23 protein-coding genes are annotated in these 22,993 nt (G+C 72.9%); 12 read left to right on the top strand and 11 right to left on the bottom strand.

Features of this window, described 5'->3' with window-relative positions; genetic code table 11:
• Window positions 1–173 precede the first annotated feature (173 nt).
• On the top strand, window positions 174–1,274 hold the full coding sequence (locus tag JK361_RS36570) for a PP2C family protein-serine/threonine phosphatase (RefSeq protein ID WP_201826681.1): 1,101 nt from the start codon (window positions 174–176) through the stop codon (window positions 1,272–1,274).
• A 147-nt stretch (window positions 1,275–1,421) separates the two neighbouring features.
• On the opposite strand, the gene JK361_RS36565 is transcribed toward JK361_RS36570, so the two are convergent.
• Together JK361_RS36565 and JK361_RS36560 are read right to left on the bottom strand one after the other, a co-directional pair.
• Window positions 1,422–2,234: a maleylpyruvate isomerase family mycothiol-dependent enzyme gene (locus JK361_RS36565; protein WP_201826679.1), complete on the bottom strand. Its 813-nt coding sequence runs from the start codon at window positions 2,232–2,234 to the stop codon at window positions 1,422–1,424.
• A 104-nt stretch (window positions 2,235–2,338) separates the two neighbouring features.
• The gene (locus JK361_RS36560) at window positions 2,339–3,487 is read right to left on the bottom strand and encodes a carboxylate-amine ligase (RefSeq protein WP_201826677.1); all 1,149 of its coding nucleotides are present in this window, start codon (window positions 3,485–3,487) and stop codon (window positions 2,339–2,341) included.
• A gap of 835 nt (window positions 3,488–4,322) precedes the next feature.
• Here JK361_RS36560 and JK361_RS36555 point away from each other — a divergent pair.
• Window positions 4,323–4,817, top strand: coding sequence for a cupin domain-containing protein (locus tag JK361_RS36555; RefSeq protein WP_201826675.1), 495 nt, complete (start codon window positions 4,323–4,325; stop codon window positions 4,815–4,817).
• Window positions 4,818–4,906: 89 nt separating this feature from the next.
• Here the strand turns inward: JK361_RS36555 and JK361_RS36550 are convergent, their stop codons facing one another.
• Window positions 4,907–5,053 (bottom strand): hypothetical protein, encoded by a 147-nt coding sequence (locus JK361_RS36550; RefSeq protein WP_201826673.1) that lies wholly within the window; start codon window positions 5,051–5,053, stop codon window positions 4,907–4,909.
• Window positions 5,054–5,218: 165 nt separating this feature from the next.
• Here JK361_RS36550 and JK361_RS36545 point away from each other — a divergent pair, with 165 nt between their 5' ends.
• Window positions 5,219–5,818 carry a TetR/AcrR family transcriptional regulator gene (locus JK361_RS36545; RefSeq protein WP_201826671.1) on the top strand — a complete coding sequence of 200 codons (600 nt, stop codon included), beginning with the start codon at window positions 5,219–5,221 and terminating at the stop codon, window positions 5,816–5,818.
• A gap of 140 nt (window positions 5,819–5,958) precedes the next feature.
• Complete coding sequence (locus JK361_RS36540) at window positions 5,959–7,350, top strand: ATP-binding protein (protein WP_201826670.1); 1,392 nt, start codon at window positions 5,959–5,961, stop codon at window positions 7,348–7,350.
• A gap of 49 nt (window positions 7,351–7,399) precedes the next feature.
• On the opposite strand, the gene JK361_RS36535 is transcribed toward JK361_RS36540, so the two are convergent.
• Window positions 7,400–7,954 (bottom strand): DoxX family membrane protein, encoded by a 555-nt coding sequence (locus tag JK361_RS36535; protein WP_201826668.1) that lies wholly within the window; start codon window positions 7,952–7,954, stop codon window positions 7,400–7,402.
• Window positions 7,955–8,289: 335 nt separating this feature from the next.
• On the opposite strand from JK361_RS36535, the gene JK361_RS36530 reads away from it, so the two are divergent.
• Window positions 8,290–8,700, top strand: coding sequence for a hypothetical protein (locus JK361_RS36530; RefSeq protein WP_201826666.1), 411 nt, complete (start codon window positions 8,290–8,292; stop codon window positions 8,698–8,700).
• Window positions 8,701–8,928: 228 nt separating this feature from the next.
• On the opposite strand, the gene JK361_RS36525 is transcribed toward JK361_RS36530, so the two are convergent.
• Window positions 8,929–9,249, bottom strand: coding sequence for a hypothetical protein (locus tag JK361_RS36525; RefSeq protein WP_201826664.1), 321 nt, complete (start codon window positions 9,247–9,249; stop codon window positions 8,929–8,931).
• 335 nt (window positions 9,250–9,584) lie between these two features.
• Between JK361_RS36525 and JK361_RS36520 the strand changes: the two genes are divergently transcribed.
• Window positions 9,585–9,875 (top strand): DUF6355 family natural product biosynthesis protein, encoded by a 291-nt coding sequence (locus tag JK361_RS36520; RefSeq protein WP_201826662.1) that lies wholly within the window; start codon window positions 9,585–9,587, stop codon window positions 9,873–9,875.
• A gap of 99 nt (window positions 9,876–9,974) precedes the next feature.
• Here the strand turns inward: JK361_RS36520 and JK361_RS36515 are convergent, their stop codons facing one another.
• The 4 genes from JK361_RS36515 to JK361_RS36500 all read right to left on the bottom strand — a co-directional run bounded on the left by JK361_RS36515 (window position 9,975) and on the right by JK361_RS36500 (window position 15,798).
• Window positions 9,975–10,643 carry a DUF5825 family protein gene (locus tag JK361_RS36515; RefSeq protein WP_201826660.1) on the bottom strand — a complete coding sequence of 223 codons (669 nt, stop codon included), beginning with the start codon at window positions 10,641–10,643 and terminating at the stop codon, window positions 9,975–9,977.
• A gap of 25 nt (window positions 10,644–10,668) precedes the next feature.
• The gene (locus JK361_RS36510) at window positions 10,669–12,582 is read right to left on the bottom strand and encodes a RiPP maturation radical SAM C-methyltransferase (RefSeq protein WP_201826658.1); all 1,914 of its coding nucleotides are present in this window, start codon (window positions 12,580–12,582) and stop codon (window positions 10,669–10,671) included.
• A 142-nt stretch (window positions 12,583–12,724) separates the two neighbouring features.
• Window positions 12,725–14,572: a S9 family peptidase gene (locus JK361_RS36505; RefSeq protein ID WP_201826656.1), complete on the bottom strand. Its 1,848-nt coding sequence runs from the start codon at window positions 14,570–14,572 to the stop codon at window positions 12,725–12,727.
• The gene (locus tag JK361_RS36500; protein ID WP_307787416.1) at window positions 14,569–15,798 is read right to left on the bottom strand and encodes an MFS transporter; all 1,230 of its coding nucleotides are present in this window, start codon (window positions 15,796–15,798) and stop codon (window positions 14,569–14,571) included. Before JK361_RS36500 ends, JK361_RS36505 begins: the two co-directional genes overlap by 4 nt.
• A gap of 529 nt (window positions 15,799–16,327) precedes the next feature.
• Here JK361_RS36500 and JK361_RS42490 point away from each other — a divergent pair.
• From JK361_RS42490 to JK361_RS36475, 5 genes are all read left to right on the top strand, one after another.
• Window positions 16,328–17,008: a TetR/AcrR family transcriptional regulator C-terminal domain-containing protein gene (locus JK361_RS42490; RefSeq protein ID WP_201826652.1), complete on the top strand. Its 681-nt coding sequence runs from the start codon at window positions 16,328–16,330 to the stop codon at window positions 17,006–17,008.
• Window positions 17,005–17,877 carry an alpha/beta fold hydrolase gene (locus JK361_RS36490; RefSeq protein WP_201826650.1) on the top strand — a complete coding sequence of 291 codons (873 nt, stop codon included), beginning with the start codon at window positions 17,005–17,007 and terminating at the stop codon, window positions 17,875–17,877. Before JK361_RS42490 ends, JK361_RS36490 begins: the two co-directional genes overlap by 4 nt.
• 328 nt (window positions 17,878–18,205) lie before the next feature.
• Entirely contained in the window at window positions 18,206–18,430 is a 225-nt protein-coding gene (locus JK361_RS36485; protein ID WP_201826648.1) for a hypothetical protein, read from the top strand.
• 148 nt (window positions 18,431–18,578) lie between these two features.
• The gene (locus JK361_RS36480; RefSeq protein WP_201826646.1) at window positions 18,579–18,962 is read left to right on the top strand and encodes a twin-arginine translocation signal domain-containing protein; all 384 of its coding nucleotides are present in this window, start codon (window positions 18,579–18,581) and stop codon (window positions 18,960–18,962) included.
• Between the two features lie 195 nt (window positions 18,963–19,157).
• Window positions 19,158–20,117, top strand: a complete 960-nt coding sequence (locus JK361_RS36475) for a RimK family alpha-L-glutamate ligase (RefSeq protein ID WP_307787415.1) — start codon at window positions 19,158–19,160, stop codon at window positions 20,115–20,117.
• A 118-nt stretch (window positions 20,118–20,235) separates the two neighbouring features.
• Here JK361_RS36475 and JK361_RS36470 read toward each other — a convergent pair whose 3' ends face one another.
• Window positions 20,236–20,841, bottom strand: coding sequence for a 2'-5' RNA ligase family protein (locus tag JK361_RS36470; protein ID WP_201826644.1), 606 nt, complete (start codon window positions 20,839–20,841; stop codon window positions 20,236–20,238).
• A gap of 271 nt (window positions 20,842–21,112) precedes the next feature.
• Window positions 21,113–22,264, bottom strand: coding sequence for a glutathione-independent formaldehyde dehydrogenase (locus JK361_RS36465; protein WP_201826642.1), 1,152 nt, complete (start codon window positions 22,262–22,264; stop codon window positions 21,113–21,115).
• Between the two features lie 313 nt (window positions 22,265–22,577).
• Here JK361_RS36465 and JK361_RS36460 point away from each other — a divergent pair, with 313 nt between their 5' ends.
• Entirely contained in the window at window positions 22,578–22,988 is a 411-nt protein-coding gene (locus JK361_RS36460) for a hypothetical protein (protein WP_307787414.1), read from the top strand.
• Window positions 22,989–22,993 lie beyond the last annotated feature (5 nt).

Genomic DNA, 22,993 nt, shown 5'->3' with positions numbered 1-22,993 from the left:
AGTGGAGCAATGCCGGTGTGCCGTGGCCCGGCACACCAGGCTGGGAGTCTTGTCCGGTTCCGGTGACAGGAGTCCGTGTGCGAAGACCACGTATGCCGAAGCCCGGCCATACCGGTCGAGAGCCGGAGAGCGGCGCCGCCGCGCGGACGCGGTTGCCGGAGCCCCCCGCGTGGATGCGGTGGCTTCCGGTCCTGTACGTGGCGGGCCTGCTCGTGCTGGAACCCGTGACGCCGGTGGAGTGGCCGGTGAGCTTCGTGCTGATCGCCCTGCCGCTGGTGACCGCGTTCGCCCACGGGCCCGCCGTCGTCGCCGGTGCCACGGCGTTCGCCGTCCTCATGTTGGGGATCCTGGCCGGCACCCCGTGCTGTGCCGGACGGCCGGTCGGCTACCTCTGGGAGCGCTACTACGTGGCCGCCTACGTCTGCACCGCCTTGGTGGGCATCCTCGGCACCATCCTGGCCGCGCACCGCGTCCACCGTGAACGCACGCTGGCCGATGTGCGCTTCGTGGCCGACATCGCCCAACGGGTCCTGCTCAGGCCAGTTCCCCACCGCATCGGCGATCTCCTGCTGGAGAGCCTCTACCTGGCGGCCGCGGCGGAGGCGCGCATCGGCGGTGACCTCTACGAGGCCGTCCCCACCTCGTACGGGGTCCGGCTGCTCATCGGCGACGTGCGCGGCAAGGGGCTGCTCGCGGTGGAGACCGCGGCGGCCCTGCTCGGCGCGTTCCGCGAGGCGGCGCACGACGAACCGGCGCTCCCCGACCTGGCGGACCGGGTGGAGAGGAGCATGAGCCGCCGGGCGACGCAGCTGGGCGGCTCCGAGGTGGGGGAGCGGTTCGTCACGGCGGTCTTCGTCGAGGTCCCCATGGAGCCCACGCTGATCCGCGTCGTCAACTGCGGGCATCCGCCCCCGATCCTCATCCGGTCGGACGAGGTCCGCGAACTGGACAGCGGGCGTTCGGCTCCGCCGCTGAACCTGGGCATGCTGCTCGGGGAGCCGTACCACGTCGACACCTATGACTTCCGCCCCGGCGACCAGCTCCTGCTGTACACGGACGGTGTCACGGAGACCCGCGACGCGGGCGGCTCCTTCTACCCGCTGCTCCAGCGCCTTCGTTCCTGGCGGTCCCTCCCGCCGCGGGATCTGCTGGAACGGCTGCACCGCGACCTGCTGGACTACAGCGGCGACCGCCTCCAGGACGACATCGCGGCGCTGGCCGTCCGGCGCCCCGCCGACGACTCGACCGAACCGCCTCCGTCACCGACCGGATGAGCCCGGCCGGCGACGGCAAGGGGCATGCCCCTGGGAAGGGAACCGGTGGCAAGAAGCGTGCCTCTCGCCGGTCCGGACGGCCTGCGGCCAGGGGCGTGCGCCCTCCCGCCGGATCAGAACACCGGCGGAAGGCGTGTCCCCGTCGGATCAGAAGGCCGTGTGGGCGAACCAGCGGTCGAGGACCGCGGTCTCTCCCGACACGTCGAAGACGGGCTCCTGGTACGACCGCCGCCCGTAGAGCAGCAGCAGAAGGTCCGCCGCCTGCCCGCGCACCGCGACCGCGTCCGGCCCGGGCGTCGCGTCGGCGCCCGGGCGCGGCAGCAGCCGGAAACCGTCCGGGTCCAGCCGCACCCGCCACTCCTCGCCGGAGGCGCCGCCGGAGTCCGTACACCGGAACGCGACGGTCTCGCCGTCGCCGCGCAGTTTGGTCACACCGGGAGCGAAGAGCCCCGCGTAGGGCAGGTTGACCAGGAACTCGTCCACCCCGTCCGCCGCCAGCGCGGGGTCGACGTCCGTCTCCCGGCCCACGGCACGCTCCGCGTCCACCCGGTGCACCAGCGTTTCGAAGAGCATCCGGCGGGCCCAGAACCGCGCGTGCTGGTCCTCGCCCCAGGCCCACATCGCCGCGTCGGGATCCGTGTCGCCGAGCACGGCCGCCACTTCGGGCACCCCGGCCATCACCCAGCCGGCGTAGTCCCGCGCGTGCTCGGGCAGGCCCAGCTCCACCTCGCGGCTGCGCGGAGGCTCCTGCACACGCCGGGTCAGCAGCGCGCTGAACCAGCGCTGGAGCGATCCCACGTGCCGGGTGAGGTCGGCCAGCGTCCAGTCGGGACAGTCGGGTACGGCGCTCGTGGGGTCGGCGCCGCTCACCGTCTCGGCGAAGCGGCGGGTCTCCCGCTCGATCGCCTCACGGTAGGTGTCGTACGGCAGGGGGTGCCCCGCTCCGCCGGTCGTTGCCATCTGCTGCCGCCGTTCTGTCCTCGGTCTGGATCTTTGTCGGCATCAGTGTGGAGGCTGGAGTCCACTCGAAGGCAAATCGACGGGTCGCGTGCCGTCGGTCCGGGTCACCGTGGTTCGACGGCGAGGGTGTCGACCACGGCCTGGAGGCTGCCACCGTGATGGCCCGCGATACGCCGCTGGCGCGAGGAGCCGCTGCCCCGGCTCTGCACGGCGCTGAGCCAGTCGCCCACCCGCCGGTCGTCGCCGTAGCCGGTCAGCTGCGGCTCGACCCGTTTCCACAGCTCCTCGACCAGGGGGCCGACGGCCGTGGGGGTGTGGTCGCGGGTGTGGGTGGCGGGCAGGATGCCGGAGGTCCCGTGCCGGGCGGCCTGCCAGCATGCAGCCCTGAGCAGCGGATCGGGTACCTCGGGCGCGGGCTCGCCGGTGCGTACCGCCTGCACGGCGCCGGCGACGAGGGCACGGACGAGGAGCGCGTAGGCAGCGGTGGTCGCGGCCTCGGGCAGCACGTCGGCGATGCGTACCTCGAGGGTGGGCAGGTGCGGGGAGGGGCGGACGTACCAGTAGATCATGGCCGGGTCCATCGCCGCGCCACTGGCGATGAGTTGACCCACTATCCGTTCGTAGTGGGCAACTCCCCGCAGGTAGGGCGGAGGGCCCGCCGAGGGCCACCGGCTCCAGACCATGGTGCGCCAGCTCGCGTACGCGGTGTCCGTCCCGTCGCTGTAGGGGGAGTTGCCGGTGATGGCGAGCAGCAAGGGCATCCAGCCCCGCAGATGGTTGACCGCCCGTACGGCCTCCTCCCGGTCGTCCACGCCGACGTGTACGTGGCAGGCGTTCACTCCCTGGTCGTGCATCAAAGGCCCGAAGCGGCGTGCGAAGGCCCGGTAGCGAGGCTTGTCCGCGATGGGCGGCGGCCCGGGCCGGCCGAGGACCGGGGTGCCGCTGGGCACCAGCAAGCAGTCGTACTCGGCCGCGGCCGCGGCCGCGCCCCGCCGTAACCGGACGATCTCGGCCTCCAGTTCGGCGGCGGTGCGGCACACCGCGCTGACGGTCTCCACCTGGGCCTGCGAGACCTCCGCGGTGACATGGGATGCGCCGATGCGGCCCAGCGCGGCACGCACCACGGACGGGGCCCGGTGCACAGCCGCCCTGCTGTGCCGCCCGGCCAGGACGAACTCCTCCTCCACTCCGACGGTCGGCGGTGCGGTCACCTCGGCCGGGGCTACGGGCGTACCGGCGGCGGCAGGGGTCACGGCATCAAGCGGCTCTGGCACGTCCAGCCCTTTCGGAAGACACAGGACACCGGCATCCACGTGCCGCGGGCTCTGTGCGGCCCGCGTTCACTACTGTCGCGCTCGGGGGCATGGGGCCACTCCCTGTCGAACAGTGGGTGGGAGCATGCTCGTCCCGTGCCGGAGGCCCGGCAAGCGGGTACCCGGTCACCATCGGCGGGGGCCGACCGCCGGTTACCCGCCAGGTGGCCGTGGAAGCGCTGTCCGAGATGCGCGCAGGCGCGGGTCCGGCTGCGGTCGCCGAGGGCGGGTGGGGCGGGGTGGGCCCACGGTGCTCCGGAGCAGACGTGCTCCGCGTGGCCGAAAGTCGGACGGGGGCGCCCCGGGCCTGACCGTCACCACCCAGGAGGACCGGCCGGACCGCCGCGCTGAGTGCTCGGCACCCGGTCCCGCCTCACCGCCGACGACCGGCCGACCGGCGGGCGTCCGACCGGATTTGGGCCGGCCGCGGTACGCCCGGACCGGGCCGCGCCGGTCATGGCCACGGTGACGTGACCGATGCCGTCAGCGGCTCCGGCACCCTCGGCTCAGCAGGTGGGGCGTTCGCCCGTCGCCGGATCCAGGGCGTCGAGGGGCGCTGACGGCGGGACGCGGCGCGCGACCGCCGTCCGAGGCCCGAGACACCACGGCCGACGCCCGAGGCACCGGCGGCGGCGGCGCCCCCGAGCGCGGCCGTTCCTCGGCGACCGCCGCGAAGCAGCGCAGCGTGCGTGGCTCCTGCGGCGATACCCGTTCGGTATCGAGGTCGCATGACGGGTCTTGGACAGTGCTCCCCGTCCGGCAGTGCAATCGGGATATGACCGATGAACTCAAGACCGACGAGCCGACCGCAGTCCCCGCCGTCTCGGTGGTCGGGCCTGACGAGGGCGAGGTGATCGTCCTGGGCTCCACGCGCATGCGCGTCCTCGAGGACGGCAGCAACACCGGGCACCGCATCGGGATCGCCGAGTCCGTCCTCGCCCCGCACACCCCGGGGCCCCCGCAGCATCGCCACGCGCGGCACGACGAGGGCTTCTACATCGTCTGCGGCACCGTGCGGTTCACCGTCGCGGACCAGGAGTACGACGCGACCGCGGGCACGCTCGTGATGGTCCCGCCCGGAGCCCCGCACACCTTCGCCAACCGCACGGACCGGCCGGCCGTCATGCTCAGCACGTTCACGCCCGACCTGTATGTGCAGTACTTCCGCGACCTGCGGGACATGAGCGCGGACGGCCGGCCCTTGACCCCGCGGGCGAGCTTCCAGGTGATGAGCCGCTACGCCACCGAACCCGCGGCCGACGGCGGCTGACGGCCGGAACGCCGGGCCCCTCACCCGCCGGGCCGCGGCCGGGCGGGCCCGGTGGCGGCCCGGCGTTCTCCCGACTCCGCGAAGTCTCCTCAGAGGACCGTGAAGGACTGGTGGTCCGCCAGGGCGAGCATGCGGACGAAATCGGCCAGGCGGACGGCCGTGCGGGCGAGGAGACGGGGAAGCGGGCGTACCCGGGGGCCGTAGGCCGCCGGCCAGAGTGCGGGGATGCGATTCATGGCCGCGAGCATGCGGCCCGGGCCGCGCGCCGCCGGCACATCGTGGACGATCCTGGACGCCGGTCGGATGCCGGCGGCGATGCCGAGCGCCGGCGCCAGGCGGCCTTCGCCGTGCTCCGCCCGCGAAGTATCTTGGAATCCTGATTCCAAGATGGCGGGTGAGGCATGCCGGACATCAAGCACTTCGACCCCGACGAGACCCTGGACGTGGTCGTGCGGCTGTTCTGGAGGCAGGGCGTGGCCACGACCGGGGTCCAGGACATCGTGACCGCGACCGGCCTCAACCGCTCCAGCCTGTACGCCACCTTCGGCGGCAAGCAGGAGCTGTACCTGGCCGCGCTGCGCCGCTACCGGGAGCGGCGGTCCCAGCCGATGTTCCGCCGGCTCACGGAGGGCGACCGCGGCCTGCCGGCGGTGGCCGAGTTCTTCGACAGCCTGATCGCGGTGCGGTGTTCGGGCGAGTACGCTCGCTGGGGCTGCATGGTCTCCAACGCCCACGCCGGCGCGGAGAACGGCGATCCGGATGTCCGCGCCGTGCTCGACCGGCACCACCAGGAGCTGCGGGACGCCCTGTACACGGCGCTCACCGCGGCCGCGGCGCGGGCCCAACTGGCCGCGGGAACGGATCCGGAGGCGACCGCGGAACTGCTGGCCCTGCTCGCCTACGGCGTGAACCTGCGCTCCCGCGCGGGCGCCGACGCCCGGACCCTGCGCGGGACCGTGACCGCGGCGCTGGACTCGATCGGACGGGCGCCCCTCGCCTGACACGGCCATGAGACGAGCCCGGCCCGGTGCGACAGCGCCGGGCCGGGCTCTTTTCCCTTGACAGCCGAGGCCCTCCGTCCGCTAACTTGAAACGACCGTTCCAAGTTCGTCGTGGCTCAGGGCCCAGGGGGAGGACGTTCGTGCCGCAGCTGCTGGATCCGGGCAAGGCCCGCACCATGGACGAGTTCGTCGCCGAGCTGCGGCTGCTGAAGGCGTGGGCGGGCAACCCCTCGATCACCGAGATCACCCGCCGCGTGCACCAGGACTGGCAGCGCGCCGGCCGCCCGCGCGGCGAGTGGCCGGCGCGCTCGACCATCGGCGACTGCTTCCGGTTCGGACGCCGGCGCCCGAACTCCGACCTGCTGCTGGCCGTCGTCCGGGTCCTCGTCGGCGACGAGGCGGCCGTCGCCATGTGGCGGCAGGCGCTGCGCACGGTCCTCGGCGAGGCCGAGGCGTCCGCCCGTGTCTGCGCCTATGACCGGCTGCCCGCGGGGCAGTCCCCGCTCGTCGGCCGGTCCCGGTCGGTGTCCGGCACCGAAGCCGCTCTCGCGGCCGAAGGAGGGCCGGGCGTGGTGGTGCTGGAAGGGGCCGCAGGGGCGGGAAAGACCTCGCTGGCCCTGCACGTGGCCCGCCGGGCACGCGCCCGGACGCACGCCGGCGCCCCCGTGCTCTTCGCCAACCTGCGCGGCTTCGCACCGGACCGTCCGGCCGCCGACCCCGCGGCGGTGCTGGAGACGTTCCTGCGCCTGCTGGGCGTCACCGGGGACCGCATCCCGCACGGCAGAGAGGCCCGGACCTCCCTCTACCGGCAACACCTGGCCCGTGCGGACGCGTTCGTCGTGCTGGACGACGCGGCGGACGCCGAGCAGGTCCGGCCCCTGCTTCCCGGGGGCCCGGGATCCAGCACCCTGATCACCAGCCGCCGTGTGCTGCGTGACCTCCCCGAGGCCACCCGCCGCACCGTCGGACCCCTGGCACCGGCCGACTCGGTGGACCTCCTGCGGCGCACCGCAGGGACGGATGCCGTCGCCACGGACACCGGCGCGCTTCGGCGGATCGCCGACGACCTCGGACACCTTCCCCTGGCGCTGACCGTCATCGGCCGCCACATGCGGCAGCACCCCGGTTGGACACTCGACGACTACGACCGGGAAGCCGTGGTGTCCCTCGCCCTGGAGGACGGCGTGCGCCGAGCGCTGGCCGCCTCCGACGCCCGAACGACCCCGGGAGCAAGGAAGTTGCTGCGCCTCCTGGCCCTTCACCCCTCGGGCCGTACGGACATCGCCGGTGCCGTGGCTCTCGCGGGTGAGCACGAGCACACCGTGCGGGAACATCTCGACGCGCTGTCCGCGACCCATCTCCTGACGGAGACGCAACCCGGACGGTTCCGCCTGCACGCACTGGCCCGCGCCTATGCGGAGGAGCGCATCGGCATCGACGTGCCGGGGACGTCGATCCGTCAGGCCCTCGGCCGCGGCGGCCGAGCAGGCCGGCCTCGCGTACGCCTGCCCCGGCACCGGTACGGCAGGTGACCTCCGCACCGTCGCCGGCCGCCGCTCCGGCCGGAACGGCTCGGGCGGGTCACAGGGTCAGCGCGATCGCGGCGGCGATGCCGCCCAGCCCCAGGGCGACGGCGGCCGGAGCCCAGCCGCCTTCGCCCCAGCGGAAGAACCGGTCGATCGCCAGCCGGCCCGGGCCGATGGCGGCGACGGCGAGGGCGACGACGGCGATCGCGACGTTGTACTCCACGCCACCGTCCGTGTCCCACAGGCCATGGGCACCGGTGACGGTGGCCATGGCATTGATCATCACCCCGATCAGCGCGGCGGCCGCCAGCGGCGTGAGCAGTCCGACGGCCAGGCCCAGACCACCGAGGAACTCGGACAGGCCGCAGATCACGGCGTAGACCTTCCCCGGGCGGTAGCCCAGGGCGTCGAATCCCTTGCCGGTCGCCGTCAGACCCGGGCCGCCGAACAGCCCGAACAGCTTCTGTGAGCCGTGACCGGCCATGAACAGTCCGAAGGTCAGCCTGAGCAGCAACAGCCCGCAGTCACCAGCGGTCACCCGTTGCTCAAGGGTCCGCTGGGCCGGCTGCCGCAGGAGGGCCGAAGGCCGACCCGAGTTGCGCTTCGTCATGTGAGTTCTCCGGTACGGACGCCGAAACGAGCGCTTCCCCCAGCCTGGAAAGGCGTCGGTCCGCCGGTCGGCGGTGAGTCCACCTGCGCGTCGTCGCAGCGTGGGAACCGCCCCTACCGATGCTTCCGCAACAGCGGTGTCCTCGCACATCGGAGGAAGGTGGCGGCCGCGGCCGACAGGGCCCGGGCCGAAGCGCACGCGATTCGCCCCACCATTCACACCTACGGGCGAATCAGCGGATGGATGTCCGGGCTCGTCCCGTGGTGTGCGGTGTCCTGGGGCGCGCAGCCCTGACGGGACAGGGCCGGCCGGACACGGGGCAGGGGGTAAGGCGGATGCGTGTCTTCGTTCTGTGCGCTTGGCTGCTGACGGCGGTCCTGGGCGGCTACCTCGCCCTTGTGTGGATCCGGCACGGCGGACTGCGGCAGCGCACCCCGGGCGTGACGCGGCTGCCGCTGTGGCTGGTCGTCGGCCATGTGGCGCTCGCCGTGGCCGGACTCGCCGCCTGGAGCGCGTACCTGCTGGGCGGCGTCAGGAGCTCCGCCTGGGCGGCCTGCGCGGTCGTCCTGATCGTGGCCGCGTTCGGCTTCATGATGCTGCTGCGCTGGCTGCCCAGCTCCGGTCGTCATGCGCACGGCGCCGCCACCGCCGAGCGGCACTTCCCGCTCACCGCCGTCGTCGCGCACGGCACGAGTGCGGGCGCCACGGTGCTCCTGGTGCTCCTCGTCGTCCTGCGCCGGGTGTGAGGGGCGGCCGGCGTCGTCACGGTCCACGACTTCGGCGAAACGATGCGGGCCGTGCTCGGGGTGAGGGTGAAGACCGGGGACGACCGGCGTCGAGCGCAGCTCTCCGCCGTCTCTCTCGCGCCCTGCGCCACGGCCGGGCGGCAGCGGCCGATGCCGGTGCGCCGAGTGCTCCGCACGGCACGGGGCGCGCCGCTCGACGGGCGCGCCCCTCTGTGTCCGCCGCGGCCACTACTGGAGCACGATGATCACGAAGGGCCCGCGGTCGAATCGGTGATCGAAGTGGTGGCCGAAGCGGAAGCCATCGTGATCGAAGTGGTGGCCGAAGCGGAAGCCATCGTGATCGAAGCGGTCGTGACCGAAACGGAAGCCACCGTGGTCGAAGCAGCGCCAGTCGTCGTGGCCCCAGCAGCCACCGGTGGTGGCCTGAGTGGTGTGCACGGCGGGAGCCGCGGCCGCGGCCGTGCCCGCCGCACCGACCGCCGCTGCGCCGGCCATCACCATGCCGGCCGCGGAAGCCGCGACGACCCGCCGTACGTGCTGTGCTCGCATGATGGATGCACCCTTCCTCTCCTCGTCTCGCGCGACTCTGGCGGCACGGGACGAACGGCCGCAGCGCGGATCGGCATGGCCGCGGCCCTACTCCTGATACGGCCGCGACGCCTTTTCGGATTGCCTGCCGGCGCGGTGCCGTACCGCAGTCCGGGGCGCCCGTCCACAGGGGTGATCCGTTCGGCGTACCGAGGAAATGATTCGGCGGGTGACAGCGAACGGCAGACGGCGGATTCCGCATCGGTGATCCGTGATCATGGGCCCGTGCCCGGCCGCGCGCCCACGCTCCGCCGGGGACGCCGTTCCTTCCCCCCGCTTGTCACGAGGAGTTCGCCGTGTACGTTCGCCGCCTGCTGACCAGTGCCCTCGGTACCGTCTCCCTCGCACTCGGACTCCTCGGTGCCGGCACCGCCACGGCGACGCCGGCGGCCGCGGATCCGTGCGGGTTCTACGAGACCGGCTCCGACGCCTACTACAACCACTGCACGTCCGACGGCTCCCACGTGGTGATCAAGGTCGAGGTGGCGCTGGCCCCCGACTACGAGCGCTGTGTCGGCCCGGGCCGGACCTGGCTCGGCTCCGCCGACCGGATCCAGGGCGCCCACTACGCGGGCCGTACCTGCTGACGGACAGCACCTCTTGGCGACAGCCGGCCGGGGTCGCACCCTTGGCCGGCCCCGGTCCGCGTGACGAAAGCCGCCGACGGCGCGTCGCGGCCTCGGCGGTCAGATGGTCATCGGCTCCTGGAGCCAGCGGCTGATCCGGTACGGCACCCACCAGGCCAGCGGTCCGACGTCGAGGACGAGCTTCTCGCTCCGGAAGTCCTCGAGGACGGCCGCCGGCACGGAATCCGCCGGCGCCCCGTACGCCAGCCGCTCGATCGTGTCCTCGTAGTGCGGCTCGTCGGCGGTGAACCGGCGCAGCTCCCCCCAGCGGCGGTCCCGGATCTGCACGAAGCCGGGGCCCTTGCGCCACAGGCACTTGCACAGGTAGTGGCCCTGCTGCCAGGCGCGCAGGGTCTCGCCGGCCCCGGCGGGCCCTTCGAGGTGCCGGGGCGGCTGAAGGTGGCTGAGGACCTGCCAGGCTTCGGCCGGCGCCGGCGCAAGACGCACCTCCCACTCGACCAGGACGGCGCGCGCGGTCAGGTCGCGCACCAGGCTCAGCGCCGCCACCGCCTCGGCGGCCCGCTCGGCGTCCGCACCGGCGGTGAGGTCCACGGTGGCGCCCAGCCGTACGCGCCGTGCGCCGAGCTGCCACAGCCGCTCGCTCTCGCCCTCCAGCGGGCCGGGGAGGGCGAGTTCGCCCAGGAACATGCCGGGCAGTGCGCAGGCGGCGGGGTCGTAGTCGCGCCAGGCGAGGACGCTGGGCGGGCTCATGGTGCTCGATGTGCTCATGGGCGTACTCCTCCTCGGGGCGCGGTCACGCGTGGACGGGCTCGGCGGGGGCGGACCGTGCCGCGTGGGTGTGGCGCATGAAGTCGAGCCGTAGCAGGTCCTCGTTGACGGCGGCCGGGGCGATGTGCACGTACTGCCCGCCGTCGGTGAAGACGATCCCGAGCGAGACCCACACGTCGAGGAGACGCTGCACGGCGGCCTCGTCGAGGGCGGCTCCGGCGACCTTGCCCGCGGCCTTCCGGGTGAGGGCGGCGACGCTGTGCGGCTGGTCGAGAAGGCGGAAGGCGACCAGTTCGAAGGGGTCGGTCAGCTCGGTCGTCCGCCACTCGAAGGCGCGGCGCCGGGAGACCAGGACGATCCGGTCGCCCAGATCGGTGTGAGTCAGCCGGGCGTCGGCGTGGTGCTTCTTCCACGCGGCCAGGGCGTCGTTGAGCGCGGTGACGGTCGGTTCGCCGATGCCCCGCGCCGGTGCCTCGAAGACGTACGCGAGGTCGTACAGCTCCTCCTCCGGCAGGTCGTAGGTGAAGCGGTAGTGCTCCTCGGGCCTGAGGCCGGTGAAGCCGAGTTCGGGGCGCTCGAAGTACGGGCTGAAGCGTTCGATGGCGATCCGGGCCGACAGGTCGACGGGCGGGTCGAGGTGTTCCAGCGCCGGTATCTGGGCGATCACCGGGTCGTAGTCCTGGGCGGTCTCGCCGGGGAAGCCGTGGAGGTAGTTCCAGGCGACGGACAGTCCGGTCTCGGCTCCGTCCCGGAGCATCCGGACGTTCTGGCAGCCGCTGACGCCCTTGTCCATCAGGTCCAGCACCCGGTGGTTGAGCGATTCGATGCCGGGCTGGACGTAGATCATCCCCGCGTCGGCGAGGGTGCGGAGCTGGGGGCGGCGCATGTTTGCCTTGATCTCGATGTGCAGCCGCAGGTCGTACTCGCTGTCGATGATCCGGGGCAGCACGGTCGACAGGTAGCCCATGTCGAGGATGTTGTCGACGACGTACATGTCCAGGACCCGGTGGCGGCGGGCCAGTTCGATGATCTCCTGGTAGAAGGTGTCCGGGCTCTTGGAACGGAACTCCATGAACGAGCCGTTGAGCCCGCAGAAGGTGCAGTGGTGCTTCTCGCCCCACCAGCAGCCGCGGGCGCCCTCGACGACCAGCTTGGGCTCGACCCAGTGGCGGGCGGCGGAGGCGGCGAGACGCTCGAAGTAGCCGCTGTAGTCGGGCGGCAGGATCGCGGCGGGCGGCAGCGGACGGGTGGCCATCGCGTTGGCGACGCTCTCCCCCTCGGGGCCCCGGTGGCACAGGCCGGGCACCTCCGCGAGGTCCGAGCCGTCGGTGAGGGCGGTCAGCAACCGCGGGAAGGCCGCCTCGCCCTCTCCTCGTACGACGTGGTCGACGAAGGGGAAGTTGCGGTGCACGGCGGCGCCCTGCGCCCCGTCGCAGTTGGCTCCGCCGATCACGGTGACGATGTGCGGGGCGAGCTGCTTGACCCGCCGGGCCGCGGCCAGCGCCGCGGCGTTCTGCTGGAAGGTGGAGGTGAAGCCGACGACGTCGGGTGCGTGCGCGACGATCCGCCGCGCGATCTCGTCGACGAACTCCGGCGCCACCCGGTGCAGCGCGTGCGTCATGGCCATACGCGACTTCTTGAGTTTCCCGCGCATCACCGCGGTGAACTCCTCCTCGCGCCAGTGCGGATCGTCGTACAGGGCCGAGGAGAACACCCAGTCGCCGCAGCCCATGAAATAGGAGGAAAGTGAGTAGTACTCGTAGTCGTCACCGGTGAATTCGGTGCGTGCGGTGATCCAGTCGGTGAATTCGAGATTGGCGTGCAGCACCTCGGCCTCGGCGCCGGGCACGCGCTCGTCCACGCTCCGTTTGAGGATTCCCAGGGCGAGGGACGGCAGGTCGATGGGCGACCAGGGCATGTTGACCAACAGGACACGCATGTCGGCTCCTCGGAGAATCGGGTACCGGCCGGCCCGGAGTGGTACCGGGCCGGCCGGCAGGGGTCAGTCCTCTTCCGCGTCCTCGGCGTTGCGGAACGGGACGGTGACGGTGATGCCGACGCTCGGCTTGCGGTTCTCCTCGTCACCCGCGAGCGGGTCGTTGTGAATGACGTCCTTCTGCATGGGTCGTTCTCCTCTCCGTGGTGTGTACGGCGGTGTGGTGCTCCCCGCTCCGGTCGGAGCGGGGCGTCTGGGGGTGGCGTCCGCCAGGGGCGCGCAGTGCCCGGTCGAGGAAGACCACGGCCCGGCGCAGCACGGTGACGTGGTCGTAGCCGTCGTAGCCGTCGTGGCCGGAGTCGAGCCACAGCGCCTCGTGCCGGACACCGGCGGCGCGCAGTGCGGCGAGGTAGCCGCGGACCTGGCCGGGCGGGCATTTGGCGTCACGCGTGGCCGCCGCCACCAGCAGCGGGGCGCGGACCGCGGCGGCGTAGTGGATCGGCGAACTGCGCGCGTAGCGCTCGGGCACCTGCTCGGGCGTGCCGCCGAAGAGGCGTTCGTCCAGAGCGCGCAGCGCCGAAGTGGTGGTGCGGTGGGCAGCCACGCAGTCGGCGACCGGCTTGACCGCGACCCCGGCCTGCCACAGTCCGGGCCGGGTGCCCAGGGCGAGCAGGACCAGGTAGCCGCCCCAGGAGGTGCCCCACAGGCCGACGGCGTCCGCGCGGATCAGTCCCCGGGCGACCAGGTCGGCACGCACCGATGCCAGATCCCCGACCTGGGTCAGTCCGACCCCGTCCCGGAAGGCGCGCCGCCAGCGCGGTCCGTAGCCGGTGGAGCCGCGGTAGTTGACGCGGGCGACGGCGAACCCGGAGGCGACCAGGGAGTGGACGACGCCGTCGTAGGCGTCCCGGTCGTGGTCGCCGGGCCCGCCGTGCACCAGGAACACCGCCGGAGCCGGACCGCGCGGTTCGTCGGGCAGGCTGAGCAGAGTGTGCACGGGTCCGTCCGGTCCCGGTGTCCACACGTCCTGGTGGGTACCGGGGAACCGGTCGGGAAGCGTGGGCAGCACGGGCAGGGCGGTGCCCCGGGTGGAACACAGCCGGGGCGGGTCGCCGGCGGCTGTCCAGAGGTAGTGCAGGTCCCCGCCGGGCCGGAGGGCGGCGTCCAGCACGGTGCCCGCCGGGGTGGGTACGGGGGTGAGCGTCCGCGCGGCGAGGTCGGCGCGGTGCAGCGTGGAGCGGCCGTGGCGGTCCTGGCGGACCAGGACGGACCGGCCGTCGCCGTCCCAGCGGGCCGTGATCTCCGTGTCGAAGGCACACCAGTCGTGGGTGATCAGGCCGGTGGCGGGCCGCCAGGACGCCAGGACGTACCGGTCGTCGTACTCGCGGACGAGGAGGAGTTCCTCGCCGTCCGCGGTGGGCGCGAACCCCAGGGACCACAGCCGGCCGGAGTCACCGCCGCCGGGCAGCACGGCCCGTGGGACACCCTCGCGGTCGAGCACGCGGACGGCTCCCGCGCCGGCGAGGGCGAGCAGCCGGCCCCCGGGAGTGATGCCGGTGAGCGTGACGTGGCCCGGGATCCGGGCCACCGCGCGGCCGGTGCCGCCGCGGGGGCCCACGTGGACGGTGGTGGCGTCACCGTCCCCGGCCGCGACGGCGACGGTGCCGTGGTCGCTCACCGCGAGACCGCGCGGGAGCCCGGGCGGGACGTTCGTCAGCCCGGGACGGTCGGGGCCGCCGGTGAAGGGCTGGAACCACCAGTTCCCCGAACCGTGTTCGTCCTCGTCGAACCACCACACGTGCGCGTCCCGGTCGATGGCACCGTGCAGGGTGCCCAGGGGGCGCCGGGTGACCTGCCGGGCGCGACGGGCGACGGCGTCCCAGGTGAACACCTCGCACCGGCCCTCGGCGTCCGCGGTGAGGACCATCCTGGCCGGATCCGCCGCGCAGACATCCGGCAGGGCGGCCCGGTACACCTGGTAGCCGTCGCTCATCCGGCGGCCCCCGCCGTGAGGACACCCCGCACCGGGCGCCGGGAACCGTGGGCCGCGAGCAGACCGAGCAGCACACCGCAGAAGACCGCGGGCGCGGCGGGGGAGACCCGGTCGGCGAGCACGCCGGCCAGCACGGGAGCCAGGGCGGAGGCACCCGTGGTCGCGGTGGCCAGGACGGCGCCGGTGCGGGCCTGGAGCGCGGGAGCGGTGGCCTGCACGGCACGGGCCTGGAGCACGACGGAGGCGAGCGGCATCAGCAGGCACGCCAGGCCGAACAGCACTCCGTACGCCCATGCGTCCGTGACGGTGGCGAGCGCGACGGCGAGCGGCAGGAGCAGCCAGGTCACGCCGGTGACGACCCGTGCGGCGCCGAAACGTTTGGCCACGTTCGGTGCGGCGAGCGCGCCCACCAGTCCGGCGGCGCCGGAGAGGGCCAGGATCAGGCCCAGCACGGCACCGGAGCGGCCGTCCCGCTGGAGGGTGAAGACGGCTCCGTAGTACAGCGCCACCACGACCGCGTTGACGGTGGTGCCCCACACCAGCACCAGTCGCAGCAGCGGGGAGGAACGCACCAGCCGCAGCCCGGCCGCGCCTTCCCGCAGCACGCCTTCGCCGCGTTCGCGCGGTGCCGGCGCCGTGAGGTCCGCGCGCATGGCGGACACGCACAGCGCGCTGACGACGTAGGAGAGGGCGTCGGCGAGGAACGGCAACGCGCGGGCGGCCTGGTACAGGAGTCCGCCCAGTGCCGGGCCGGCGATCAGCGCGCCCTGGTCGGCGGCGGTCAGCCGGGCGACGGCCCGGGGCTGCTCGGGGCCCGGGCAGACCAGCGCGACCGTCCCGCGTGCGGCCGCCTCGAAGCAGGCGGTCGCCACCCGTTCGACCAGCACGGCGGCGAGGACGAGGCCCAGGGGTGGCCTTCCGGTGCCCAGGGCGAACGCCACGCAGCCCATGGCGAGCGCGGAGACGGCCGCCGATCCGATCATGACGCGTTTTCGGGCGCCCCGGTCGGCGGGCAGGGCGACGAGCGGGCCGAGGAGGAGGCCGACGGCGGTGGAGGCACCGGCGATCAGGCCGACGGTCCCGGGGGAGTTGCCCAGGCCCAGGAGGAGCAGCGGGAGGACGGTGCCGGAGGCCTGGCTGCCGATTCCGTCGGCCGCGCCGGCCCACCACAGGAGCCGGAAGTCAGCTGATTCCGCCCGCTGGTGGGACGGTCGTGCGGGGGACACTGGCCGTTCCACGAAGCACCTCACCGGCGTGGCGAAATTGTGCAGAAAGTGTGGCGGAGGCGGAGCGAGCGGGATCCTAGGCGGGCGTGAAGAGGTGTCACAAGAGCCGGAGACGCGTGGCCGGATTCCTCTCGTGAGGTGGCAAGGAAGGGAAAGTCCGTCATACGCGCAAATAGAGGAGATCCTTCCGTGCGGGGGGAGGAGGGAGCCCCTTTTCCGCCAGCGGAAATGCGCGACAGGGCCTGGGCCCGGCCCGGTCGCGCCGGATGTGCGAACAGGCGGGGCGGACTGCCCGCCGGTGTCGTGGGAGCGCCGGCGAGGCGTCGGTTTCGACCGAGAACATTCGCCGCCCTGCGGTGCCGGGCGACGGCTGTTCCTGCTGGGCGGGACGGGACGGTGCCCGGGGGCCTCCGGGGTGGGGGCGGCCTTCGGGAGGGGCGTGGCCTCCGGGAGGCGACGGCCTTCTCGGTGGACGCCCCGGCGCTCAGGACGCTTGCGTTATGCGTCCATTGGACGCATAGTTTGCGCTGTGAAGGCGGGATCGGCGCAATGGTGGCGGGCGCGCTACGCGGCCCGCGAGCGTCAGCGGCCGCGTGCGGGCGGGCTCGAACTCGGGCGGATCACCCGGGCGGCGCTGGAGATCGTGGACGCCGAAGGGCTCGCGGCGCTCACCATGCGCAGGGTGGCCGAGGAGATCGGCGTACGGCACACCTCGCTGTACCGGCACGTGGCCAGCAGGGACGAGCTGCTGGTGGAACTCGTCGACCATGTGCTCGGCGAGGTGGTCCCGCAGACGACCGGCCGAGGCTGGCGGGCCGACCTGGAACAGGCCGCCTGGGAGTTCAGACGGGTTCTGCTCGCGCACCCCGCGATCGTGCCGCTGCTCACCCTGGGGCAGCTGCTCGGGCCCCACGCACTGCGCGGACGGGAGTTCGGGCTCGGCCTGCTGACCCGGGCCGGATGGGCACCTTCGCGAGCGGTCCACATCTATCTGACGGTCGCGCATTTCGTGATCGGCACCGCACTGCTGGGCACCGGCGGCGCGGCACGCGGCGCCGAGGAACGGACCGCCATGACGGAACTGTTCGCCGGACTGCCGCAGTACCCGCTGGTACGGGAACTCGCCGAACCGCTCAACATCCCCGACGGCGACCAGGAGTTCGACTTCGGGCTGACCGCTCTGCTCAACGGTATGGGAGACCCCCGATGAAACTCGCCGACTGGATCGCGGGCGGTACGCGGCCCGAACTGAACGGGCACCGCATGTTCGTCCGCCAGGACGGTGACGGCAGTCCCGTGACACTGGTGCACGGCTTCCCCACCTCGTCCCACGACTGGGCGACGACCGTCCCGCACCTGGTCGCGGCCGGACACCGGGTGACCACTCCCGATCTGCTCGGATTCGGGCAGAGCGACAAGCCGCCGCGCCACCGCTACTCCATCCATGAGCAGGCCGACCTGATCGAGGCCCTCTGGGAGCATCTGGGTGTCGGTGAGACCGCGCTGGTCGCCCATGACTACGGCGTCTCCGTCGCCCAGGAGCTGCTCGCGCGCGACCCCGGCCGCATCACCCGCACCGCCCTGCTGAACGGCGGCCTCTACGCCGACCTCCACCGCCCGATCCTGATGCAGCGACTCCTGCACAGCCGCGTCGGACCGCTGCTGGCCCGGCTCACCGACGAGAAGCGGTTCACCGTGAACCTGCGCAGCGTCCTGGGCAGGCCCGTCCCGGACGAGGTTCTGCACGACATGTGGACGTCCGTCGCCCACGAGAACGGCCATCACCTGGCCCCGCGTCTGCTCCGGTACATCGACGACCGCCGTGTCCACTTCGACCGCTGGACCGGCTCCCTCGAACGGTACGAGGGCCCGCTCCTGTTCGTCTGGGGCCCCGAGGACCCCGTCAGCGGAGCCCACGTCCTGGAGCGCCTGCGCCGCCGACGCCCCGGCGCCGCCTTCACCGTACTGACCGGCGTCGGCCACTATCCGCAGGTCGAAGCGCCTGAGGAGACGGCGGAGGCGCTGGCCGCCTTCCTGACGGATCAGGACTCGGCCGGGCGGTCACACGTCACGTCCTGACGTCCGGCTCCTGCGGCGAGGAGCGGACCTCCCTCTCGCCGGCCACTGCTTCGGTTGCCGCCTCGTGTGCGAAGCGGTGCGGTGGGCGGCCAACGCCCGGATCGACGACATCCGGCGGCGGGATGAACGAATCGGGGCCTCACGGCGTCGATCTGCTGTGAATACCCAAATGTGTGACCGTCGTGTTGTGTCAGTGATCGTCACGGCCCTGGTGGCCCTGACGGGATGTTCGGCGTGGGGAGCAGGGGCCGGAGCGAAAACCGTCACGAGGAAGGAGGCGATCACCCGGTCGGTGGGCGTGGGCGCCGATGACCGTACCCTCACCGTCATGGTGGAGTCGGGCGGGTGCGACGAGACCCCTCGGCTGGAGGCTTCCGAGACCACCGGAACCGTCTCCCTCACCGTGCGGATCACCACCCGGACGGAACCGGACGTCGTCTGCCCGGCCGATTCCAGGCTCGGCCCGGTCCGGGCGGTCCTGGACACGGCCTTGGGAGCGAGGACGGTGACCGACGGGACGAGCGGCCGTCGGCTGTCGGTCCACAGAGGATGACGAGCGGCCCAGGGTCTGCCGGTCGGGGGACTTCAGCCGCCGGCCGTGAAGCGGATGACATCGTTCAGCCCCCGCCCCCGTCGAATGTGCTTACGATCAAGCGGTGGCCATGGGAGACACCCGTATGGCCGGCGGAAAAGGGGGAAGCGTGACCAGCATTTCGAGGCGATCCCTGCTCGGATACTCCGGGACGACCGCGGCGGGCGCGATGATCGGCGGGACGGTCTCGGCGCCGCAGGCCCAGGCGGCGCAGGCCCAGGCGGCGCAGGCCGAGACGGCGCAGGCCGAGACGGAGACCGCGGCGGCCGACTTCCCCCGGGGGACGCTCTTTGACGGTGTGGCGTCGCTGAACGCCGACAGGGACATGCCCTACGAACTGCAGATCAAGTTCAGCGTCACGACGGAGGAGGCTCCGGCGGCCAACGCCATCACTCCTCAGGAAATCGCCAGACTGCTCAGCGACTTCGCCGTCTCCAAGGGCTGGCCGCCGGTCACCTTCTACGGCACCCCGGCACCCGCTCCGCTGAACTGACCCGGGCCCGGCGGCCGGGCACCGGACACGGCCACCGGCACGGTCCGGTGCCCGGCCGCCGTGGTGCCCCGGGTCCTCGTCCGTCCGTGGACACATGTCGCGTTCCACAGCCCGTGACAGCGTGATCACGGAACTGCGAGACTTGCCTCGCCGACGGCCCGCGGGTGGTGGGCGGCGAAAAGGCGAGGAGCCAGCGTGGTCGATCAGCACCGTGCCCTGCCGGGGGTTCCGGCACCCGCCGACGTGTGGATGCTGGTGCGGCACCGGCCGGCTGTGCTGCGCCGGTCCACTCAGGAACTGGCGGCGGCGCTCACCGGCACCTATGGCCCACGCTTTGCTGTCTGGCACACCGACGAGCTGCTCTTCGGGGTGCGGGGCGGGCGGCTGACGCTCCAGACCCTGGGCGGCACACAGCTGCCCGCTCCCGAGGTGGTGTGCGTGCGCCAGGTCGCCGGCCCCATGCACCACGACCGCGAGGTGACCCTGCTACGGCACCTCACCCGCATGGGCAGCACCCTCGTCAACACCTTCGACGCCCAGCTCAAGTCCCGGAACAAGATCTGGCAGTTGCAGGAACTCGCCCTGGCCGGGCTGCCGGTGCCCGACACCCTCACCTACGCGACCGCCCCCTTGGAGGGCGTCGTCCGCAGCCCCCACCTGGACACGCCGTGCGTGGTGAAGTCGGTCGCCGGCGCGAAGGGCGGGCAGGTCTTCCTCGCCCCCGACCCGCACCTGCTCCGGGAGGTGGCGGGCAGCCTCACGCAGGACACGCCGTTCCTCTTCCAGGAGCACGTGGCCCCCTCGCACGGCCGCACGCTCCGGGTGGTCGTGGTCGACGGTGAACCGGTGGACGCGGTGCTGCACACCTCCGGCAACGGCACCCTCGCCGCCAACATCGCCAAAGGCGGCTCCGCCACCCTGTGCACCGGCCGCTACCCGGGGGCGGAGGAACTCGCGGTGCGCGCGGCAGGCGTTCTCGGCCTGGACATCGCCGGGGTGGACCTGCTGTTCGCCTCCCCGGACACCTACAGCGTCTGCGAGGTCAACGCCGTACCGGGCTGGCGACCGGAGATGACCGCGATCATCCCCGCCATCAAGGACTGCGTCGCCCGTCGCCTGTCCGCCCGGGGCCGCGCGGTGCCACGACGGCGGTAATACCGGGCAGGGGCAGGGGCAGGGGCAGGGGCAGGGGCAGGGCAGACGCAGACGCAGAGGCAGGGGGCAGGGGTCAGGGCCGGGACAGGCGCCGGGCCGCGGCAGGGGCGGCCCGAGGTCAGTCCGGATACTCCCGCGGAGGGCGGACCTCGCCCGTGCCCAGACCGATCACCGCCCGGGGCCGCATGGGCCCCTCCTCGCGCCGGGAGAGTACGACCACCTCCTCGACCACCGCCGACAGCGCGCCGAGCCGGACGGCGCACTCGGCGGCCAGGCGCCCGGGGTCGTGGGTGCGGCCGAGGGACAGATGCGGGGTGAAGCGCCCGCCGCGTCCCCGGCACAGCGGGAACCGCAGCTCCAGCTCCCGGTGGAGACGCGCCCACGGCGCGGATCCCGCCGCGGCCGGATCGAGCCACACCGTGGCGTAGTGCCGGTGCCGGAAGGAGCGCACTCCCGCCAGACGCGCCGTGAACGCCGCGCTCCGGGCCGCGGCGGCGCGAAGCAGCGGTACGGCCCGGGTGAACTCCTCCTCCGGCACGAACCCGAACAGCAGGTTCACGTGCGGCGGCCACCGTCGTACCTGTGGATCGTGCTCCCAGCGGATGTCCTGGATCGCCGGCCACAGCTCTGCCGGCGGCAGCCAGGCCACCGCTGTCCGGGCCGTCGGCCGCACCGCGAGCGCGTCCACCGGTACGGCCCCGCCGTAAGCCGGATTCCCGTCCACCAGGCCATGGTCCCAGACCCGCCGACGGCCGCTCCCCGCTCCCGTCAGGTCGGGAGCGGGGAGACGATCCCATCTCGGTACGATCCCTTCTCGGTACGCGGGGCCGGTTCCGAGGCGGCGCCCGGGGCGGCGGCGCACGCAGGCGCGGCCCCCGGCGTCCCCGGTGGACGGCCCCCTCGCCGTCAGCCCACGCAGGGCGGTGCCGACGTCGTCGGCGCGGGGGCGAGCGGCCACCGTGTCCCATGCGAGCGGTGGTCGCTCCGGTACCGCGTCACGCGGCGAGGGCGTGGCCCGGGTGCAGGACGACCTTGGTGTAGCCCTCGATGCGCTTGTCGAACTTCTCGTACGCCTGCGGAGCGTCCTCCAGCGGCAGTTCGTGGGAGACCACGAAGCTGGGCTTGGCGCGCCCGGCGATGATCAGATCGCGCAGCTGGCGGTTGTACCGCTTGACGTTGCACTGGCCCGTCCCCATCTTCTGGCCCTTCTCGAACATCCTCCCGATCGAGACCAGAAGCTGGCCGTGCTTGGCGTGCTCGTCGGGCCCGCCCGGGTCGGAGGGCACGTACAGGCCCGGTATGCCGAGCCTGCCGGTCGCCCGCACCGTCTCGACCAGCTCGTTGAGGACGATGGCGGGTTCCTCGTGGCTGGTGTCGTGAGCCTGGGCCTGGTAGCCGACGGCGTCCACTCCCTTGTCGGTACCCTCTCCGTTCGTCTGTTCCTTGATCTGCTGCGCCGGGTCTCCCTTGGTGAAGTCGATGGGGATGGCCCCGATCTCCTCCGCCTTGGCGAGCCGCTCGGGCACCCGGTCGACCGAGAACACCTTGGCCGCGCCGCGCACCAGCGCCGAGTAGGCGGCCATGAGGCCCACCGGTCCGGCGCCGTAGACGGCCACGGTCTCGCCGGGCGAGACCTGGGCGAGTTCGCAGCCGTGGTAGCCGGTCGGGAAGATGTCGGCGAGCAGTACGAAGTCGGTCTCGAACTCGTCTCCCGGTGGCAGTTTCAGGCAGTTGAAGTCGGCGAAGGGCACCCGCAGCCGCTCCGCCTGGCCGCCCTTGTAGGGGCCCATGGCCACGTATCCGTACGCCCCGCCGGCAAATCCGGGATTGACCGTCAGGCAGAATCCCGTCTCTCCGGCGAGGCAGTTCTTGCAGAATCCGCACGCGACGTTGAAGGGCATCACGACCCGGTCGCCCACGGAGAGGGTGGCCACACCGTCGCCGACCTCTTCGATGACGCCGAGGTTCTCGTGTCCGAAGACGATGCCCGGCTCGGCCGCCGTGCGCCCCTCGTACATGTGCAGGTCGGATCCGCAGATCGCGGACGACGTGACCCGTACGAGCACGTCGTTGGGGTGCTGGATCTGCGGATCGTCGACGTCCTTCACCGTGACGCTGAAGGGCCTTTCGTAGACAACGGCTTTCACCTGTGTCACCTCCGCGTCGAGCGCTGGAAGACGGCAGCGAGGACAGGCCGCTGCCGGGGCCACGCGAAGGCGAGGCCCTCGGACTGTGCCGTGGCCCGTGCGCTCGCTTCACCGCCGGTACTTCCAGGTAACGCCCGCGGGTCAGCGGGTGCAACCCTCCTCGGCGGTCCGCCGTGAGGGGGAGGCGCTCAGGCGCCGGGCGTCACGCTGCATGCGCGGGCGGATGCCGACCGTGGCGTTCACCGAGGGCCTCGCAGGCGGACCGACCACCGCGAGGGGCGTGCTGTCGATCAGGCCACGTACCCTCGACCGCGTGCCTCGCCATGCGAAGAAGCCGCGCCGACTGGTCGCCGACGGGCGCCTGTACCTGTGGACGATGCGCCACAGCCACCGGAGGGACGCCGACGGCCGTTCCGTGGACTGCCGCCAGATCCTCACGTTGTCCCCGCAGCCGGTCGGCACCGGCGGCCCGCTGCGCATCGTCTTCGCCGACGGCCCCGGCCGGTACGTCCCGGGCGGGGCACCCTTCGGCTCCGGGGACGTGGGCTTCACCCGGGGCGCGGACCTGAACCTGCATGAACCGGGCGCCGTCCGGGCGCTGCTGGACGTGGCCCTGGCCCGTGGCTGGCGACCGGAGGAGCGGACGGCGGCCGAGATGGATGGCTGGTCCCTGCTGGAGGCGGCCGCCGCGCGAAGGAGGGACGCCGGCCCAGGGGACGACTAGGTTGG

The sequence above is a fragment of the Streptomyces musisoli genome (genome assembly GCF_016741855.1).
In the GTDB taxonomy this organism is placed as follows: Bacteria; Actinomycetota; Actinomycetes; order Streptomycetales; family Streptomycetaceae; genus Streptomyces; species Streptomyces musisoli.
The sequence above is the reverse complement of the archived record's forward strand: the minus strand, read 5'-3'. Positions and strand labels throughout refer to the sequence as shown.